The organism is Thalassolituus sp. UBA2590, assembly GCF_002339775.1.
Classification (GTDB): domain Bacteria; phylum Pseudomonadota; class Gammaproteobacteria; order Pseudomonadales; family Oceanobacteraceae; genus Thalassolituus.
In genome coordinates this window covers 14,544-34,213 of record NZ_DDKU01000083.1, presented here as the reverse complement: position 1 = coordinate 34,213, position 19,670 = coordinate 14,544, and the positions used below count along the sequence as shown (strand labels likewise).

Genomic DNA, 19,670 nt, shown 5'->3' with positions numbered 1-19,670 from the left:
CTGTGCAGCTTATCGACGTTCGCCATCGACATCATATCGTCATCGGTAAAGGCGACGCAGCTGATCGGACAGGTAACCCCGGCAAATCGCTGGCGTAACCAGTCACCTTCGACGCCAATACAGTAGTCGCCATTCAGACACCAGCGTCGCCATTGCATAATGACGCCCTTCGGCAGGTCACATATCACCTTGAGTCGGTTGCCAGGGAAATAGCCTAATAGCGGCACCGTCGCGGGCACCAGCCCATACCAGAGAAACCAGGCAACACGCTTAGTAGGCGCTGCATTCATCCACCATGTGCCTGTACCCGCGCCGACAGAGATCGCACGATCAATGCCTTTTGTTGACGGCATCATACCAAGAATATGCGTGCCAACGCTGTGACCGATCCAGGTCAATGGCAGCTCCGGAAATCTCGCCTTAACAAACTCCAGTAAAGCGACACTGTCATTGTTTGCCCAGCTCAATTTGTCACTGCGGCTGTGCTTCACATGAGACTGGATTGAGAGCCCGATTCCATCGTAATCGTAGGTCACGACCTCAAACCCCTGAAGAGTCAGCCAATGAGCAAAGTCATCGTACAGGTACTGCGCCACCCCTGTTGCAGGAGCAATAACACATACGCCTTTCACATCACTCGCAGCCGCCCTGAAAACACGGGCGGTAATGCTGTGACCAGCGGGAGTCGGTACTTTCACGATTTCTGGATCGCTGCCAGCCTGCTTTTCCGCGCTCTTTTCTTTCACCTGATCAATCACTGTTGCCTCCATCAGAACCTGGCCATAATAAAATTTAAGAAACGAAGAATGGTCAGCATCTCTTCTTCACTGAACTCATCCGAAAAAATATCGTTCATCGTCGCGATCATCGGCTGGAGCCGCTTTAACTTGTCCTGGCCATCAGGGGTGACTCTGAGCACCACGGCACGCGCATCCTCTGTCGACGAGGCTCGCGCCAGAAGACCGTTTTTTTCCATACGGGAAACCAGACCCGTAATCGCAGATTTATTCAGTTCCAGTGTTTGCGCGACGTCTTTCTGCTGACAGTCTTGCTTGCTGGCAATCACCATCAACGCCGCCATCTGAGTCATAGACGCCTCAAGTTCTTTCTCGCACGCCTGATCCATAAAGCGGAACAACTTCTTCTGCGCCATATTCATCAGGAAAAAGAGTCGTTTATCCATGATCATTTATCTCAAACCAGCAAACTAGTTCACATATAAACATCATTTAGTTTACATGTAAACAATCGCACAAAGGCAAAGTACAGCCATAAAAAAAGGGCCCGCAGGCCCTTTGACTAAATGATGAGAGCAGAATATCTGCTACTGATACTCAACGAGACACCGTCGTCGTAAAGTTAACGACCGGACAACTGGCTTCCTCTTTCAGCAGGGGCGAGCGTGAGCAATTCATGACCCTGTTTGTGATGGTACCCACAAACCCTGAACAAACGTTATCCTGATTGTGCAAAGACCAGTGATCAAAAGATACCCCAGCAGCAGATACCCCAGTACCGGCAGGCTCAGGCCTTGCCCTGAATCTCAAGAGCCCGCTGGTAAAGCGCTTTTTTGTTCTCGCCCGTCAGCTCTGCGATAACGGCAGCAGCTTTTTTAGGTGGTAACTCTGCAAGAAGCAGGCGGAAAAGTTTGTCAGTGTCGAACGCCGTTGCTGTCGCAGGCTCTGGGTTCCCTCCCACCATGACAACAAACTCTCCCTTGGTCTGATCGTCATCGGCCAGCAGCTGCTCACGAACAGTATGGAGAGTGCCGTGATAAAAACTCTCGTACGTTTTGGTGAGTTCACGTGCGACACAAGCCGCACGGTCTTCGCCGAACGCTTCAGCCATCAGGGTCAGTGTTTCGAGAATGCGGTGCTTGGATTCGTAAAACACCAGAGTGGCCGTCTCATTCACCAGAGGTTCCAGACGTTCACGACGACCGCCTGCCTTGTGCGGCAGAAAGCCCTCAAAAAGAAAACGATCGGTCGGTAGTCCCGCGGCACTCAAGGCCGTGATCAGAGCACTGGGGCCAGGGACAGGCGTCACGCTGAAGCCCTGTTCGCGCAGTGCCTGAACAAGAGGGTAACCCGGATCTGAGATAAGTGGTGTTCCCGCATCCGATACCAATGCCATCGAACGACCGTCGGTAAGGTGCTGGGCTATCTGAGAAATACGGTCCCGCTCATTGTGATCATGGACCGACATCATCACTTTGCGCAGCCCCAGGTGTTGCAGTAATTTCTGTGTATGTCTGGTATCCTCGCAGGCTACTACATCGACATCAGTCAGCACGCTGACAGCGCGCTCGCTGAGGTCTGCCAGATTACCAATCGGGGTGGCGACGACGTACAGAACGCCACTCTGAGCTTTGGTCGGATGAGAAATCATGCGGGACACCGTATCTGAAAAACGCTTGCTGAAAACCTGGTCGCAATTCCTGCTTCCAGCTTTGACTGTTGCCACTCTGGCAGCGGGCCTGTCGGGGTGTGCAACGACCCCGGATGAAACGACTACCACCGGCGCAGAAATCCGCCCGGAGGTAGAGCAACAACTGCGGGCTGTGCGCCAGATGGCCGAGTCGGGCGAGTTTGGCAACGCCAGCCAGCAATTGCAACAACTGGATGTCAGCAGCTTGTCGCCAGCGGCTCGCGCAGAGTGGCACCTGCTGATGGCAGAAAGCCAGATTGGCGCCATGAACATCGAGGCCGCGGCCTATCAATTGCAGCAGTTCGAAATGCTGCAGAATTACGCCAGCCAACAGCAGGAATACCGCGCGACTCTGATATCTGCGCAGATCCTTGAGGCCGACGGCGAGTTCCTCGCTGCCGCCCGCGAACGGGACTTCATATCAGCTGTGCTCGAAGGTGAAAAGCAGACAGAGAATTACAACCAGCTCTGGGACGACCTCCAGCGCCTGGCGCCTGAAGAACTTCAGCAGCGTGCTGAAAATGCCCCGGATACACGTTTTGGAGCCTGGCTGACTCTGGCAGCGATCAGTCGCGACCACCAGCTGACACTCGATGAGCAACTTGCTGGTGTTAAAGAGTGGCAATTTATGAACCCGGACCATCCAGCCTCATTCCAGCTTCCCGGCGCTCTGGCACTTCTCGAAGATATGGCGGCATCACGTCCACAGCGTGTCGCACTGTTATTGCCCTTGAGTGGCGCACTCGCCAGCTCAGGCAAAGCCATCCGCGACGGCTTTATGGCCGCATACTACGAAACCCTGGGTAAGGGTTACCCTGCACCTGCGGTCACTATCATCGACGCAACCAGTATGGAGTCCGTCGATCAGGCCTACGCGCAGGCGATTCAATCAGGTAGCCAATGGTTGGTTGGCCCGCTTGATAAGCAGGATGTGCAGCAGCTTGAAGAACGCGCAACCCTACCCCTGCCAACACTTGCCCTGAACTACGGCAGCAAACATGCAACGCCATTCTCGACTCTGCCACCTGAGCTGTTTCAGTTTGGTCTTGCTGCCGAAGATGAGGCTATTCAGATTGCTGAAAAAGCCTGGCAGGACGGTCATCGCCGCGCTCTGGTGATGATTCCTGAAGGCAGTTGGGGCGAACGTATTTATGCCGCGTTTGAAACGCGCTGGCTGGAGCTCGGTGGAGAAATCGAAGAAACACTTCAGTATCCTCGCCGCGCGCAGGACTACAACCCAGCGATCAGCCGCCTGTTGAATGTCGACAGCAGTAAGAATCGTTACCGCACGGTACGCAGCCTGATGCGTGAACCGGTAGAGTTTGAACCTCGTCGCCGCCAGGACGCCGACTGGCTGTTCCTGGTCGCGTTGCCAGAACAGGCGCGTCAGATTAAACCGACACTTGCCTTTAATTTCGCCGGTGACCTGCCTGTCTACGCAACGTCCCATGTGTTCTCAGGTGAAGTTGATGTACGTAAGGACCGCGACCTTAATGGCATCTATTTCTGCGATGTTCCCTGGTTACTGCACGACACCTCACTGAAAGCTGAAGTCGACGATGTTACAGGTGGTCAAGGCGGATTCACCCGACTGTATGCGATGGGTGCCGATGCCTTCCGTCTGGTCGCCCGTGTTAAACAGCTTGAGGCTTTCCCTGAAAGCCGTATTTATGGCAATACCGGTGCTCTGACGCTGGATAATGCTCGACGCATTCATCGTAGTACCGACTGCACACGTTTCCGTAGCGGTAAACCGGTAAAACTGTCTGAGAGCAGAGGTCCGGGAACCACCGACGACTGATTCTGACCATACGCCATGGAGGGCTTATGTGGTTTAACTCAGAAACGCGTTCCACAACGCGGGGCAAAGGCACTGCGGTGGAACTCGAAGCAGAGAAATTTCTGCAAAAGAAAGGACTTAGGAAGGTCACCCGTAACTACCTGATCAAAGGTGGCGAAATCGACCTGATCATGCGGGATGGTGAGGTTCTGGTTTTTATTGAAGTGCGCTATCGCCAGTCCGAAGAGCATGGCTCAGGTGCTGAGACAGTCACCTACCAGAAACAACGGCGCCTACGCCGGGCTGCCTTGCATTACCTCCAGAAGCATTACGGAAACCACGAGCCTGACTGCCGCTTTGATGTTATCTCCGCCAGCGGTAACCCCGTAATATTTGAGTGGATATCTGACGCTTTCTGAAATGCGTCTTTTTCTTTATGATGGCGACAGGTTTATTCGGGAGTTAGTCTGTGCAAGATCGTATTATCGGCCACTTCGGCGCCAGCATCGAAACCAAAACACTCGCCGCTGAAGAGCTGCCACCCTATATCGAGCATGCATCACAGATGATGGTTAATGCACTAATCAGTGGCGGAAAAATTCTTACCTGCGGTAATGGTGGTTCTGCGGGTGACGCACAGCACTTCTCTTCTGAACTTCTGAACCGGTTCGAGCGTGAACGTCCCAGCCTTCCGGCCATTGCGCTGACGACTGATCCATCCACGATTACCTCAATCGCTAACGACTACAGCTACAACGAAGTCTTCAGCAAACAGATTCGTGCTCTGGGCAATCCCGGCGATGTACTGCTGGCTATCTCAACCAGTGGTAACTCAAGCAACGTAGTGCAGGCGATTCAGGCCGCGCATGAACGCGATATGGTGGTCGTTGCTCTCTCAGGGAAAGATGGCGGTCATATGACGTCACTGCTGACCGCTGAAGATGTAGAGATCCGGGTACCGAGTGATGTCACAGCCCGCATTCAGGAAGTTCACCTGGTCGTGATTCACTGCCTGTGCGATCTGATCGATTGCGCGCTCTTCGGTGAAGAATAACTGGCTGAAGAATAACTGGGTGAAGAATAGCTAGAGTCACGTTCAACATTGAGCGGGGGTAATCTGCCGCTCAGCGCCTCCCTTGCTTCACTCGGTAATATCCCAGTCCAGCGACGGAAACTCCGGCGGAAATTAGCTCCATCTCCCAGCCGCAGCGCATCAGCAATATCTTCGTTACTCCCACCCTCAAAGTGCATCAGCTCGAGGCTGTATCTCAAACGGATCTGATCCCCGACTTGCTGATATCGCATCCCATCGACCGCCAGATAACGCTTAAGAGTCGCGCTGCTGATTCCGAAGTAACTGGCCGTCTCCGACAAAGACGGAAGCTCAGGAAACCTTCCGGAGAGATAACTGGCGACCCGCTCCGCAAACGACTCTGCCGGAATACCCGTCATCAGTGTTTTCGCCTGAGCGATCGCCATATCACGAATCCGTGGAGATCCAGCGGCCCAGGGAAGCGATAAGAAAGCCTCCGGGATCGCCATAAAGCATCCTCCTGCGCCAGCAGTGGTCTCCTCCCCGCAATAAACACGCATACGCCGCAGTTGTGCTGCATCATACGGCCCTGGGCAGCAGATCCACCCAGAATTGTTTTCCTGACACTGCTCGCGGGTCACAGAAACCAGTGCCGTCATATAAGCTTCGCTCAACAACTTCTCTGCGCGTGTGCTCAACCCGAAGACATTCTGCCAATGAAGTATCCGATAACCATTATATTGACTCATGCATGGCACAAGTCCGGGGGCCAGCCAGTGTCTGAACTCACAAAGCATCTGCAAAAAATCGCCCAGATCCGTTGCCGTCGCCAGCGCCTGACTGAAAGAACCCGCGTAGCCTGGCCAAAGACGAGCTCCCCAGCGCGATGCTATTTCATCCTGAGGCAGGTAGTGGGCAATGTTGTCCGCAAGAACCGCCAGTTGCCGTACATTGAACCGGACACCGCCATTCATATGCGCTTGTGAGGCAAGGTCTTCAACGAAGATACCTGTACCACGAAGCAACTTGTGCTGAGGCACATCCGACGCCAGCGCCAGATCCAGAAGCTGAGCCATGGGGTAACAGGCCTGAAGATACTTGTCTTCAGCCGTAAGCCAACCGCCTCTACGTGTATGAGCTCCGGGCTCTTTGTTCTGATGAATGATGGTCGGCCTCATGACACCAGACTCATGCCATTTCCTGCAGCCGCACTCTGCAATGCATCCGTTGCGCGTTTAACCAGGGACTGCGGATCATCCATTGGCTGTCGGACACCGATACCGACATCTAACACCTGTTCGACCCTCTGGTCTGAACCGGATAAGTGAAAACAGAAATGTTCGACGGCTGTGCGCAGGTTAACCGCCAGATCGCGGGCCTCAGAGGGGCGGGTATGGGGCATCAGAATAACGAGGCGGTCTCTTGCAACCCGGCAGATAAGATCCTTCTGGCGCAGGTTCAGGATCAGATACTCACCGGTCTCACGCAACAGGCGGTCCGCCTCACGATAACCATAACGTCGCTCGAACTGGTTAAAGTCATGCAACTCGACGATCAGAGCGACCTGATGTGCCTGCTCATCTGCCCAGTCGGATGCCAGTGTCGCTTCAATCTGCTCGAAACGAGCAACCTGGCTAAGACCATCTAACCAGAGATGATCCCGGAAAACCTGCTCACGTTTCAGTAACTGTGTACGAATGCTTAATTGCTCTTTATGCCAGTGCCACAAACCGTACGTCAGCAGCCCTAATCCTATCGGCATGAGTACGGATTCCACTGCACTCTCCCATGCCTGAGTGCCGGCCAACGCGAAGAACTCATCCAACGTATCCTGCCACATCGCCAGAAACATAAACCCCAGTCCGAGCGTCAGAAGATTCGTCACGCGCCCAGCCGGGCGACTGCGTAGTACCATTAGTAACCAGATAACCAATGCCAGCGCGGTCGATCCCTCGCCCACAACATCCACCCAGTCAATCGCAGCCATGCCTTTGGGCGCACCCAAGCCAGCCGATAAACCGGTCAGAAGCAATGCCATAGAACCAACAAGAAATAATTTTCGGGTATGTAATCGCAGCAGTGAATTCATTAATAACTCCCGGAATAGCCCGCCATTAGAGACGCTGGAAAGATCTTTAAAAGACGCTAAAACAGACGGGGTAGTTTGCCAGAACAATATGACAAAACGTCGGGGGTCAGATCAGCTCACTCAGAATGCGTCTGAATCGAAAAATAGTAGTTCTGAGCATCAGGTAATAGCGACATACCCACTCAAATCCAGCCATTGCAGCTCACTGGATCATTATTCGCGCTGGTCATAACAGCTCAATCGCGTACTAAAACAGTCCATTTCCGAGGCATACATCAAGCGCGGGACGTATTCCGTCACGTCACTGTCACATTTCATTTTTAGGGTCTGCCCAACTCATGCACAACTCAAAAAAATCATGAACGGAGCAATCTCATGACATTTCGCACGGTGCCGCTGGTAGCAGCAATCGCACTTCTCAGTTCTGGCCAGGCATTGGCTGATCAGAATCCATCAACGACAGAAAAAAATGCTGATGACGAAATTGTCGTTGTTGGTCAGGCAGCACGTATGCAGCGTGCACTGGAGCGCGAGCGCTTTGCCGATAACACCATCAGTGCTGTCGATGCCGATGCCATTGGTGAACTCCCTGATGCTAACGCCGCTGAAGCATTGCAGCGTATTCCTGGCCTTTCTATTGAACGTGACCAGGGCGAAGGCCGCTTCGTCCGCATCCGCGGTGTCGGCGCTGAACTGAATGCGGTAACAGTGAACGGTGTTCAGGTACCTGCGCCAGAAGCTGGCAGCCGCGCTGTTGCACTCGATGTTATTCCGTCGACTTTGCTCAGCTCGCTCACTGTGACTAAGACGCTTACCCCAGATATGGACGCCAATGCCATTGGCGGTACCGTCGACATTAAAAGTATTTCTGCCCTCGATAAAGAAGGCGCCTTTGCCACAGCAAAAGCGGAAGCGGCTTACGATGAGCAAAGCGAAAATACCAACCCGTCTCTGGCTGTCTCGGCAGGCAATGCCTTTGAGCTGGACGGTGAAAAACGCTTAGGTGTTGCTCTGGCACTTAGCTGGGATGACCGCGACTTTGGCTCGGATAACGTTGAAACCGGTGGCGGCTGGGATCTTGAAGAAGACCCTGCGGTACTGGATGAAATAGAGATGCGTGAGTACAGCATTAATCGCGAACGTGTCGGTGCCGCACTGAACCTTGAGCTGGAACTGAACAAAGATCACCGCTTTTATATGAACAATCTCTACAGCCGTTTTTCCGATGAAGAACAACGTCTGGCAATTGTCAGTGAGTTCTCCGAAGGCGTAACTGCAGGTACCGAAATTGATGGCGCGGTGGCCCGTGAGCTTAAAGACCGGGAAGAAACACAGACCATTATGTCTTCCGTTGTAGGCGGTGAGCATTTCATCGGTGACTGGATCGTTGAATATAAGCTGGGGGTCAGTAAGGCCTCAGAAGACGAGCCAGACGGCATCGCGGGCGCCGTATTTGAAAGCAGCGATGACATTACTGGCCTGTCATTCGGTAACAGTCGACGCCCTGTCGTCAGTGGCCCAGCCGCTTTCTATGACCCTGCGCAGTTCGAGCTCACAGAAATTGAATCTGAGAGTAATTTGACTGAAGACATCCAGCGTCAGGCTCAACTCGACATCAGCCGCGATCTGCTGATCAACGAACGTTTCGCCACCATTAAGGGCGGCGCGAAATCGGTAAAACGTCGTAAAACTCAGGACGGTGACGTCTGGATTTACGAAGACTTCGGCACTGCATCCACCAGCATGACCGATTATGCAGAAGGCGATCGGGATTACTCTTTGGGGCAGTTTGGACCGGGTATCAACAAAGACTCTGTTCGTAACCTGATGTCAGGCCTTGATCGCGATGCAGCCTACGACGAAGAAGAGTCCACCCTCGCCGATTACAGCATCAACGAAAACATCACAGCCGCTTACCTGATGGGCAGCATGGATGTGACCAATGACCTGCATGTGATCGCAGGTGTCCGCCATGAGATGACCGACACCGAGCTGAAAGGCAACGCTCTGACCGCAGACGATGAGCTGATCCGCACCGAAACCGACAACGACTACAGCCATACGCTACCGGCACTCCTGACGCGCTGGAACATCAACCGTTCAACCCAGATGCGTGCCGCGTGGACCAATGCCGTCGTGCGCCCGACCTTTGAACAGATGAGTCCTAATTTCACGGACGACGGCGAAGAAGCTGAAATGGGTAACCCAGAACTGGACGCGCTTGAATCAGCCAACTTTGATCTGGGTATTTCTCACTACATGGGATCAACCAGCGTCGTTTCTGCAGCCCTGTTCTATAAAGACATCAGCAACTTTATCTATGAATCAGATATCGCAGGTTCTACGGGCTATGAAGACTACGACGAAGTTATTACCTTCCAGAACGGTGACGATGCTGAACTGAAAGGTCTTGAGCTGGTATTTTCCCATCAGTTCAGCAGCCTGCCTGCGCCGTTTAACGGCCTGCTGATGAGCGCGAACGCAACCTTCACCTCCAGTGATGCCACCGTCAGCGGCTTTGTTGATGGCGAACTGACCGAGCGTGATATTCAACTGCCGAACCAGTCTGACGTTACCGGTAACTTCATTGTGGGCTACGAGAACGATGTTTATAGCGTACGCCTGGCGACCAACTACAAGTCAGAATATCTGGCCGAAGTGAATAGCCTGGAGAACGACCTCTCAGACGTTTATCAGAGCAGTCAGACCCAGATGGATCTGAACGCAGCATACAACGCGACGGACAATCTCAAAGTGACCTTTGAGATCGCCAACCTGACTGACGAGCCTTACTACAGCTATCAGAACAAAGAGCGCTACAACGCTCAGTACGAAGACTACGGCCCGACCTATCGTCTGGGCGTTCGCTTCACTAATTTCTGATTCCTGATCACCGATCGTTTGTCACTGCGTCAGCAATGACGCAAAAGCAGGTGCCGGCCCAAGCTGATGCAGGCCGGTACCTGTCTCCCGAATACCTGATACGGATACACCATGAAAGCACATCAAACTAAGCTGAAAATGCTTTTTACAGCCACCGCAATAAGCTCTGCGTTTATAAGCGGATGTGCGAGTTACTCAGAGTCACCCGATAATATTTCAGCTTCTACCCCCTCTAGCCTGGAGGTTCACACGACAGGCATCACATCGGAAACCGGTTGGCAGTTACACTCGCAGAGCTGGATTCTCACCACCAGCAACAACGGACTGACGCTCGGTAATAAAAGCCTCACAGGTAACTTTCGCGCGGAGTATGGCGACCAGCGCGGTGACCTGGTAGTCACTGTCAACGACAGTGCTAAAATTCTGGTCGCTCATCATCTCGGTAAACAGCAGACCGTTTCATCCCAGCCATTATCTTTTGCGGTTGAGGGGCTGTGCCTTTACCAGCCCGATAATCAGACCACACAGCTTTTTATTCTCGGCGACGACCATCTCGCACGTCAGTACGTATTGGATATCGACAATAAAAATGTACTGACAGAAATCCGCACGCTACCACTGCCGCCAGAAACAGAAAATTGCGTCGTCAGTGATGATCTTAATACGCTTTACGTCAGTGAAGAGAGCATCGGCGTCTGGGCATATGCCGCTTCTGCCGAAGCACCGTATTCGCGCACAGCCGTCGACCTGGTCGCGCCCTATGGAAAGCTTCCGGAAAATGCAGGCGCGTTATCCCTCGTTGGAAATCAATTGATCGTTGCCAGCACCGGCGAACGCTATATCAGTAGCTACACAATCGGGCCCGCCAGCGCCGCTGCATCTCAACACACTGTACCAAAGCAGTGGGTACTGAATGATGGTTTTGAAATCGAAACTTTCCGCGCCTGGACCTCCGGTGAAGAGGTGCATTTTTCAGCGTTTGACGATGCATCAGGTGAGCTTTATCAAGGCATTCTTCCACTGACTGGTATTTCACCTATTGACGTCCCGGTAACGCACTCGGTCACACCAACCGCTGAAACATCGCGCGTTATTTCTGCCGGTGACGCCGCAGATGATCCGGCTATCTGGGTAAACAGCAATGGTGCAGAAGCCAGCCTGATTCTGGGCACCGATAAACAGTATGGCCTGGATGTATACGACTTAACGGGTAAGCTGAAACAGAGGCTGGACAATGGACGTCTGAACAACGTTGATGTCCGTTACAATCAGGAACTTGCCGGCAAGGTCGTTGATATCGCCGCCGCCAGTCACCGGGACCTGAGCGCCATCAGCCTGTTTGCCATCGATCAGACTTCAGGGCACGTTTCCTGGGTGAGTGATATAAAAACCCAACTGGATGATGTCTACGGCCTGTGCATGGCTCAGACCAATCAGGGCACTTACGTCTTTATTAATGATCAGGACGGTCGCTACGAGCAGTATAAAATCATTACTGAAAACGACATCTGGTCAGCGAAGCGGATAAGGGAGTTCGCTCTTCCTTCTCAACCAGAAGGCTGCGTTGCCGATGATAAAAACAATCGCCTTTTTGTCGGCGAAGAGGCAGCCGGGGTCTGGCTGACATCCATCTCTGCAGATAATGCACCAGACCCGAAGTTGATCATTGAAGTCGATGACAACCTCGTTGCCGATGTCGAAGGCATGTCCATTTATCACGGTACCGAAACAAGTTATCTGGTGGTCAGTAGTCAGGGCGACGACAGCTACGTGCTTTATTCAAGTGAAGCGCCTTATGAGTATGTTGGCCGGTTTAACATCGCAATGAACGCCGCCGCGGGAATTGATGGAGCATCGGAAACCGACGGACTCGACGTAACCTCAGCAGCCCTCGGAAGTAACTATCCGGATGGTTTGCTGGTCGTTCAGGATGGCCGGAATGTAATGCCTGCGGAGAACCAGAATTACAAGCTGGTGAGCTGGTCAGACATCGCGCGCGAACTCAAACTCTGATGGTCGTAGCCGCTACTAAGTAGTAGCTCTGTAGTAGCTCTCAACTAGCTCTGTAGTAGCTCTGTAGTAGCGGCCTCGTCAGCTCAGCCGGAGTAATAGTCGCTCTGGCACGAACAGGTCTGACGAGCTGGCACTTTCCAGCGCTGCCAGTCCCCTGTGCCGGCATCATATGTTCGGAGATAACCGTGCTGTGGAGAACCAAAGCCGACGATCAGGCGCAACGCCTCAACCACCTGAGTCGTACCTATGACACCGACTACTGGAGAGAGAATTCCGTTTTCCGAGCAGGTAAGAGTGTCGTCTTTCAAGGATGGATACAGGCACCGGTAACAGGGCGCACCTTGCTGGCGCGGGTCAAACACAGCGACCTGGCCATTCAAAGCAACGGCGGCCCCAGATACCCAGGGGATGCGCTTCTGCAGGCAGACATCGTTGATCGCGTAACGAATCGCGGCGTTATCTGAACAGTCGACGATGACCGTCAGACCGTCATCTGAGCTACCCTGCCCGTATAACTTGTTCTCTGAGTTCAACCAGTCCTGTCGCGTCAACCACTCAGAGTCAGCACGCTGAACATAGCAGGATATCTTAACGTCCGGATTAACCGCCTGACAGCGCTGCGCCGCAGACGCTACCTTGCTCATCCCCACTGAGGCCGTGTCATGAATCACCTGCCGCTGCAGGTTTGAAACCTCAACCTGATCGTCGTCTACCAGAATCAGATGTCCAACTCCGGATGCCGCCAGATAAAGCGCCACGGGCGATCCGAGACCACCCAGCCCTATGACTACAACCGCCGCTCGGGAAATGGCTTCCTGCCCCTCGATATCTACCTCAGGGAGCAGAATATGGCGGCTATAACGAAGCAGTTGATCGTCCTTCATTCAGGCACTCCCGGCATTCGCCCACCGCTGACCCTAGGATTGCCGCCCAGATCACAGCGGTTCTGTACATTCACGAAGCCTCTTTGACGTAAGTAGTCACATACCGCCTGAGCCTGATCATACCCATGTTCCAGCAACAACCAGCCGTCAGGTTTCAGATAATCAGGCGCGTGATCAATAATATGAAACAGATCCGCCAGCCCTGACTGCTCAGCCACCAGTGCCGATGCTGGCTCAAAGCGCACATCGCCCTCAGCGAGATGGTTATCGTCAGGATCAATATAGGGCGGGTTTGAGACAATCAGATCGAAGTGGCCGTTGACGCGCTCAAACCAGCTGCCATGAATCAGATGGATATCAAGCTCCAGACGCGAGGCGTTGCTCTGCGCCAGCGCATAGGCATCGACATCAAACTCCACGGCTTCGACAGACCAGGCGGGATATTCACTTTTAATGGCCAGCGAAATCGCGCCTGTGCCGGTCCCAAGATCAATAGCCCTTGCGGCATCTGGCAGATCAAGATCCAGAACCCATTCGATCAGAGTTTCTGTATCCGGCCTTGGGATAAGTGTCGAAGGTGCAACTCTGAGCGGTAAGGACCAGAACTCTCTGACACCCGTAAGATGCGCTATGGGATGCCCCTCAATACGGCGGGCTAATAATTTGTTGAGCGAGTCTTGCTGCGACTCTGTCAGCGACTTTTCTGGCCATGTATAAAGCCAGGCGCGATTCACATCCAACACATGCATCAGCAGCAGTTCTGCATCCGCACGAGGGGACTCACTGTCGGTCAATGAAGTCTGAGCCCGAGCCAGCCAGTCGCTAACGCTGCTCACTGCCCCGCCATTTCAGCCAGCAGATTGGCCTGATGCTCGTGAATCAGAGGTTCAATCACTGGTGACAGATCGCCCTGTACGATTTCATCCAGCTTGTAGAGGGTCAGATTAATGCGGTGGTCGGTAACCCGGCCCTGAGGATAGTTGTAGGTACGGATACGCTCCGAGCGATCGCCCGAGCCGACCAGGGATTTACGGGTGGCGGCCTGCTCTGCCTGAGCGGCAATGCGCTGGGCGTCGCGTAGGCGGGTCGCCAGCATAGCCATGGCTTTGGCCTTATTCTTATGCTGCGAACGTTCATCCTGACACTCAACCACAACGCCAGTTGGCAAGTGCGTAATACGGATAGCGGAGTCGGTTTTGTTGACGTGCTGACCGCCCGCGCCGGAGGCCCGGAAGGTATCAATCCGCAGATCGTTCTTATTGATGTCTACTTCATCTTCGCTTTCGACTTCGGGCATCACAGCAACGGTACAGGCCGAGGTATGAATGCGCCCCTGGCTTTCGGTTTCTGGAACACGCTGGACACGATGAGCGCCGGATTCGAACTTCAGACGTGAATACACATCGGTACCACTGATACGCACGATCACCTCTTTAAAACCACCGTGCTCGCCTTCGTTGGCGCTCATCATTTCTGTACGCCACCCCTGGGTTTCAGCAAAGCGGGTGTACATACGGTAGAGGTCACCGGAGAAAATTGCGGCTTCATCGCCGCCGGTACCCGCGCGGATTTCGACAATCACATTGCGGCCGTCATCCGGGTCTTTTGGCAACAACAGAATTTCAATTCTGGATTCCAGATCTGCAATCGCGACCTTGGCGGAATCAAGCTCTTCCTGTCCCATGGCCCGCATATCGGGGTCATCATCACTGGCCAGTACTTCCGCTTCTTCCTGATCAGAGACTGCCTGTTCATAATCTGAATACGCTTTGGCGACTTCTTCCAGCTCTGCATATTCCTTGGAAAGATTACGGAATTTATCCTGATCGCTAATCACGTCAGGGTCAGACAACAGGTGTCCAACCTCTTCGTAGCGGTCTCTGAGGCTTTCCAGTTTTTGCAGTATCGAAGGTTTCATTCGTTTGAGTTATCCAGATCGAACAGTTCGCGACTCCAGTCGAGAACTTCACGACGCCCTTCGGCGCCAGCACGGCGCAGGGCCGTCATGGGTTTATGCAGCATTTTATTGCCGAACGTGTGAGCAAAGGTACGCAGAACTTTTTCGGGATCTCCGCCGTTCTGAATCTGCTTCAGAGCTTTCTCAAGCTGCTCATCCCGTAATGTTTCAACGTAGCTACGCACGTCAGTGAGAGTGCTGACGGCATCGAGCGCTTTCAGCTCGCGCATGTAATGCTCAACGCCAGCTTCAATCAGCTCTTCCGCCTGCTGAGCAGCATCCTCTCTCGAACGGACATTTTCTTCAATGATGTCCCTGAGATCATCAACGCTGTAGAGGTAAACGTCAGAGAGCTCACCCACTTCTGCTTCAATATCGCGTGGTACTGCAATATCGACCATAAACATGGGCTTGTGACGGCGCTTTTTCAGCGCCTTCTCAACCATCCCTTTGCCAAGGATCGGCAGTGGGCTGGCCGTCGATGAAATCACGATGTCCGCATCCGGAAGCACCACGGGGATATCTTCCAGTAACACGGCTTCTGCATGAAACTCCTGCGCCAGCGTCTGTGCGCGCGCCAGAGTACGATTTGCCAGAGTCAGGTGCTCAACACCCGCCTGGCGAAGATGTCGGGCAACCAGCTCAATGGTTTCCCCTGCACCAATCAGCAAAGCACGGCTATTTTTCATATCCGCGAAGATATGCTGCGCCATACGAACAGCCGCAAAAGCGACTGACACCGGATTCTGGCCGATGGCAGTATCAGTACGGACACGCTTGGCGATAGAGAACGTCTGACGGAAAAGACGGCCCAGCTCAGACCCGACCGTACCGGCCTCCTGAGCCACAGCAAACGCCGATTTCATCTGGCCCAGAATCTGTGGTTCGCCGAGTACCAGCGAATCCAGACCACTGGCCACGCGCATGGTGTGCGATACCGCGTCGTCGTTTTCGAGAGAATAAAGAGAGGCTTCAAGGTCTGTGCGGCCGATCTCCTGATTCTGTTCCAGCCAGTGGCCGATCAGATCAGGACAGCGATCGTCTGCAGTGCAGTATATTTCGGTGCGGTTACAGGTCGATAGAACAACGACTTCAGAGACACAATCCAGGGCGCGAAGGTTTTTCAATACATCAGGCATACCGGCAGGATCAAACGCCACCCGTTCGCGTACAGCAACAGGAGCGGTTTTGTGGTTAATGCCCAATGCCCAGATACTCATTCTGCCGCCAGAGTTCCTCGCCCAAAAGCCGCGATTATAAACAGCCATACAGGAATTTTCCCGCTAAATCTTTGACTTACCTGTCCAAGTAACCCTAAATAACGACATAGTTGCATACCGGATCTGCTGATAAACCACACCATGGCCAACGCTGAACAGTTCTGGCGCGTCGGACGGACGCTCCTCACACTGGGCCTGACCGCTGTTACCGCGGCCTGCGCCTCACTGAATTCAAAGTCTCCCGAGGAGCCTGCTACTGCGCTTCCGGAAAAAATTGTCGAGTACAAAGCCATTCCGGCAAATACCATGTATTCACTGCTGGTTGCTGAGATGGCCGGACAACGTCAACGTTACGACGTTGCGCTCTTTCATTATCTCGATCAGGCCCGCAAAACCCGCGATCCTAATGTCGCGGAACGTGCTCTGCGTATCGCTCAGTACATTGGCGCCGCAGGGTTTGCCGCTGAAGCTTCTGAGATATGGCTGGAAGTAGAGCCCGATGATCCAGGCGCAGTGCAGGCAGCAGCTCAGGTTGCTCTGGGCCGCAAAGACTTTGGTCAAAGCCTCGACCTTTATGCCCGCTTTTACGAAATGACTGGCGTGGCGCAGTTTGATTTCTACGCAGCTGCCTTATTATCGAATGATGAGATTGTACGCAGTGAGCAGCTGGATGCCCTTGATGCGCTATCGATGACCTATCCGGAAAGCGGTAACCTCGTCTACGGTCAGGCATTGTTGCTGCAATCCCTGGAACAGGATGATGCTGCAATCCAGCGCATTGATCAGGCCCTGAAACTTGAGCCGGGGCTACTGCCGGCGGCTGTTCAGAAGGCACGTATTCTGGCTCGTAATCAGCGTGTTGATGAAGCCATCGACTGGCTGGATAAGCTGCTGGATGATCACCCCGACAACAAGCAGATCGCAGTATTACGTGCTCGAATACTCCTGCAGTTAGGCGATGTTCGCGAAGCACGTAATGCTTTCGCTGCCATCAACCGACAGTACCCCAACGATGACCAGATCATTCTCTCGCTGGCACTGCTCGAGGAAGAACTCGAAAACTACAGTGAAGCAAAACCGCTATTGCGTGAATTGCTGAGCAGCAGTGATAAACAATCAGAAGCAAGCTATTACCTGGGGCGCATTGCAGCCAGTGAAAATGACCCAGATCTGGCGATCAGCTACTACCGCCAGATTGGCGACAGCCGCGAGTTCCTGCCTGCGCAACTGGCTGCCGCTCAACTCCTTAATCAAGAGCAGGGGCCAGATGCGGCCACCAGCTATCTGCAGGAGCGCAGCACCGAATTTCCTCAATATGCAGGGCAACTGCGACGACTCGAAACGGATATTTTAATCAAAGCCGGGCGCCAGCAGGAGGCCTTCGAGAGTGTCTCCATCGCCTTAGAAGCCGAACCAGAAGACACCAACCTGCGCTATACGCGTGCCATGCTGGCCGAGCGACTCGGGAATATGGCGTTGCTGGAAAGTGATCTGCGCCAGATCATTGAACAGAACCCGGATCATGCCGAAGCACTTAACGCACTGGGCTACAGCCTTGCCAATAAAACCGACCGGTTTGATGAAGCCGAGCCTCTGATTGAACGTGCCATTGCGCTCCAGCCCGACAATCCGGCCATCATAGATAGCCTCGGTTGGCTGTACTTTCGTGAGGGTAAGCTGAACGAGGCTGGCCCTCTTCTACTTGATGCCTGGAACCGTATGAACGACCACGAGATCGCGGCGCATCTGGGCGAATGGTACTGGGCTACCGGCGATAAAGAATCTGCTTATGACATCTGGGCAAAGGGGCTTGAACTCGAACCAGAGAGCGAGGTCATTAATGAGACTTTACAACGCCTTGGTGTCGACCCGTCGGATTTATAACATGCTTCGTTTTCTTACCCGGCTGCCTCTTGCGGCCGCAATTCTGCTGATGTCAGCCTGTGCTTCGTTTCTTCCCCAGGGAGGCAGTGATGCTCTACAAGACAGTCTTAATGACGTTCAGCACTGGCAGGTCCGCGGCAAAATGTCGGTTATCACACCCGATGACAGCGCGACTGGCTACATGGACTGGAAACAGAATCAACGCGAGTTTGATCTGTATATCGCCGGCCCACTCGGGCAGGGAGCAACACGACTGACCGGCGATAAACGCTCCGCTGCACTCACTCTTCCCGGCTGGGACGAACCTCGTCATGCCGAATCACCGGAAGAACTGATGTTGCTCTATCTCGGCTGGAATTTTCCGGTGTCTGATATCCGCTATTGGGTAAAAGGCCAGGCCAGTCCGAACGGCAATGCCAACACTGAGTACGACGAGAGTGGCCTTCTGTCACGCATGGAACAGTACGGCTGGACCATCACCTACAAGCGCTACTCAAATCAGAATGGCTACTGGCTGCCGGGTCTGGTCAAAGTGAGTGGCCACGATTTCCGTTTTACCTTTTCTATCCGTGAGTGGACTCTGCATGACTGAGCGAAACGACGACAAGTGGCTGACTCTCCCTGCGCCTGCCAAGCTCAATCTGTTTCTGCATATCACCGGACGTCGGGCGGACGGCTACCACAATCTGCAGACCCTGTTTCAATTTCTGGACTATGGCGACGAGCTGTCGTTCCGGGTGCGCGACGATAGCGAGTTAACTCTCAGCCCCGCCATCGATGACGTTCCTTTCGAAAACAATCTGATAATCAAAGCGGCAAGACTGCTGCAGTCCCGTGCGACCGGCGAAACATCCGGAGCAGACATTCAGCTTAAGAAGATTCTGCCCATGGGAGGCGGGCTGGGTGGCGGAAGCTCAGACGCTGCGACCACATTGCTCGCGCTCAACCACCTATGGCAGCTCAACCTGAGCCTTGATGAGCTGGCAGATATGGGGCTGGCGCTTGGCGCCGATGTGCCCGTATTTATCCGCGGCGAAGCGGCCTTTGCCGAAGGCGTTGGTGAAGTCCTGACCCCGGTGCCAGAGCTCGACGAACCCTGGTTTCTGGTGGTCTGTCCGCAAGTACATGTAAATACTGCAAAAATTTTCTCACACGAGGGCTTGACCCGGGATACAGAGGTCATTAATATTCGCACCGCGTTGAGGCAAGGGGGCAGAAATGACTGCCAGCAAGTCGTCACGATGCTCTACCCAGAAATAGGTAAAGCATTGAATTTGCTAAATAAATTTTCCTTTGCTAAGATGACGGGCACTGGAGCTTGCATATTTTCAAGCTTCGGTTCTGAGACAGAAGCCAGACAGGTTTCTGACCAGTTACCGGCTGAGTATGTGGCCTTTGTTGCGAAAGGAACTAACCTTTCAACGACGCATAAGGTATTATTCAGACCGTCTTAAATGCTGGGGTGTCGCCAAGTGGTAAGGCAACGGGTTTTGATCCCGT

General features: G+C 53.5%; 17 protein-coding genes. 8 read left to right on the top strand and 9 right to left on the bottom strand.

Annotation, left to right across the window (positions count from 1 at the left end):
- From B2067_RS08110 to rsmI, 3 genes are all read right to left on the bottom strand, one after another.
- Window positions 1-758 (bottom strand): serine aminopeptidase domain-containing protein (locus B2067_RS08110; RefSeq protein ID WP_301388063.1); only part of this gene is annotated, 758 nt, incomplete at its 3' end.
- Between the two features lie 11 nt (window positions 759-769).
- Window positions 770-1,183 carry a MarR family winged helix-turn-helix transcriptional regulator gene (locus B2067_RS08105; protein ID WP_301388060.1) on the bottom strand — a complete coding sequence of 138 codons (414 nt, stop codon included), beginning with the start codon at window positions 1,181-1,183 and terminating at the stop codon, window positions 770-772.
- A 341-nt stretch (window positions 1,184-1,524) separates the two neighbouring features.
- Complete coding sequence (gene rsmI / locus B2067_RS08100) at window positions 1,525-2,388, bottom strand: 16S rRNA (cytidine(1402)-2'-O)-methyltransferase (RefSeq protein WP_301388058.1); 864 nt, start codon at window positions 2,386-2,388, stop codon at window positions 1,525-1,527.
- Here rsmI and B2067_RS08095 point away from each other — a divergent pair.
- Genes B2067_RS08095 through B2067_RS08085 form a run of 3 tightly spaced genes read left to right on the top strand, consistent with a single transcriptional unit; the run spans window position 2,387 to window position 5,261 of the window.
- Window positions 2,387-4,228 (top strand): penicillin-binding protein activator, encoded by a 1,842-nt coding sequence (locus B2067_RS08095; RefSeq protein ID WP_301388057.1) that lies wholly within the window; start codon window positions 2,387-2,389, stop codon window positions 4,226-4,228. The two genes, rsmI and B2067_RS08095, sit on opposite strands and share 2 nt — an antisense overlap.
- 26 nt (window positions 4,229-4,254) lie before the next feature.
- The gene (locus tag B2067_RS08090; RefSeq protein WP_076513722.1) at window positions 4,255-4,626 is read left to right on the top strand and encodes a YraN family protein; all 372 of its coding nucleotides are present in this window, start codon (window positions 4,255-4,257) and stop codon (window positions 4,624-4,626) included.
- A 50-nt stretch (window positions 4,627-4,676) separates the two neighbouring features.
- Entirely contained in the window at window positions 4,677-5,261 is a 585-nt protein-coding gene (locus B2067_RS08085) for a phosphoheptose isomerase (protein WP_068438731.1), read from the top strand.
- On the opposite strand, the gene B2067_RS08080 is transcribed toward B2067_RS08085, so the two are convergent.
- Together B2067_RS08080 and B2067_RS08075 are read right to left on the bottom strand one after the other, a co-directional pair.
- Entirely contained in the window at window positions 5,213-6,418 is a 1,206-nt protein-coding gene (locus tag B2067_RS08080; RefSeq protein WP_301388055.1) for a helix-turn-helix domain-containing protein, read from the bottom strand. The genes B2067_RS08085 and B2067_RS08080 overlap by 49 nt on opposite strands.
- Entirely contained in the window at window positions 6,415-7,329 is a 915-nt protein-coding gene (locus B2067_RS08075) for a diguanylate cyclase domain-containing protein (RefSeq protein WP_301388054.1), read from the bottom strand. The genes B2067_RS08080 and B2067_RS08075 overlap by 4 nt, the downstream gene beginning before the upstream one ends.
- Before the next feature lie 375 nt (window positions 7,330-7,704).
- On the opposite strand from B2067_RS08075, the gene B2067_RS08070 reads away from it, so the two are divergent.
- Together B2067_RS08070 and B2067_RS08065 are read left to right on the top strand one after the other, a co-directional pair.
- Window positions 7,705-10,212, top strand: a complete 2,508-nt coding sequence (locus B2067_RS08070; RefSeq protein ID WP_301388053.1) for a TonB-dependent receptor — start codon at window positions 7,705-7,707, stop codon at window positions 10,210-10,212.
- A gap of 111 nt (window positions 10,213-10,323) precedes the next feature.
- Window positions 10,324-12,225: a phytase gene (locus B2067_RS08065; RefSeq protein WP_301388052.1), complete on the top strand. Its 1,902-nt coding sequence runs from the start codon at window positions 10,324-10,326 to the stop codon at window positions 12,223-12,225.
- 83 nt (window positions 12,226-12,308) lie between these two features.
- Here the strand turns inward: B2067_RS08065 and B2067_RS08060 are convergent, their stop codons facing one another.
- From B2067_RS08060 to hemA, 4 genes are read right to left on the bottom strand one after another with little or no spacing between them, the layout of a single operon-like run.
- Window positions 12,309-13,109 (bottom strand): HesA/MoeB/ThiF family protein, encoded by an 801-nt coding sequence (locus B2067_RS08060; RefSeq protein WP_301388051.1) that lies wholly within the window; start codon window positions 13,107-13,109, stop codon window positions 12,309-12,311.
- Window positions 13,106-13,945 carry a peptide chain release factor N(5)-glutamine methyltransferase gene (gene prmC / locus B2067_RS08055; RefSeq protein WP_297532398.1) on the bottom strand — a complete coding sequence of 280 codons (840 nt, stop codon included), beginning with the start codon at window positions 13,943-13,945 and terminating at the stop codon, window positions 13,106-13,108. Before prmC ends, B2067_RS08060 begins: the two co-directional genes overlap by 4 nt.
- A complete protein-coding gene (prfA, locus tag B2067_RS08050) occupies window positions 13,942-15,027 on the bottom strand; it encodes a peptide chain release factor 1 (protein WP_297532400.1) in 1,086 nt (361 codons plus the stop codon). Before prfA ends, prmC begins: the two co-directional genes overlap by 4 nt.
- A complete protein-coding gene (gene hemA / locus B2067_RS08045) occupies window positions 15,024-16,286 on the bottom strand; it encodes a glutamyl-tRNA reductase (protein ID WP_068439434.1) in 1,263 nt (420 codons plus the stop codon). The genes prfA and hemA overlap by 4 nt, the downstream gene beginning before the upstream one ends.
- Before the next feature lie 141 nt (window positions 16,287-16,427).
- Here hemA and B2067_RS08040 point away from each other — a divergent pair, with 141 nt between their 5' ends.
- The 3 genes from B2067_RS08040 to ispE are packed head-to-tail and all read left to right on the top strand — an operon-like array spanning window position 16,428 to window position 19,624.
- Window positions 16,428-18,170, top strand: a complete 1,743-nt coding sequence (locus B2067_RS08040; protein WP_297532402.1) for a tetratricopeptide repeat protein — start codon at window positions 16,428-16,430, stop codon at window positions 18,168-18,170.
- A gap of 1 nt (window position 18,171) precedes the next feature.
- On the top strand, window positions 18,172-18,762 hold the full coding sequence (lolB, locus tag B2067_RS08035; protein ID WP_076513701.1) for a lipoprotein insertase outer membrane protein LolB: 591 nt from the start codon (window positions 18,172-18,174) through the stop codon (window positions 18,760-18,762).
- Entirely contained in the window at window positions 18,755-19,624 is an 870-nt protein-coding gene (gene ispE / locus B2067_RS08030) for a 4-(cytidine 5'-diphospho)-2-C-methyl-D-erythritol kinase (RefSeq protein ID WP_297532405.1), read from the top strand. Before lolB ends, ispE begins: the two co-directional genes overlap by 8 nt.
- The last annotated feature ends 46 nt before the right edge of the window (window positions 19,625-19,670 follow it).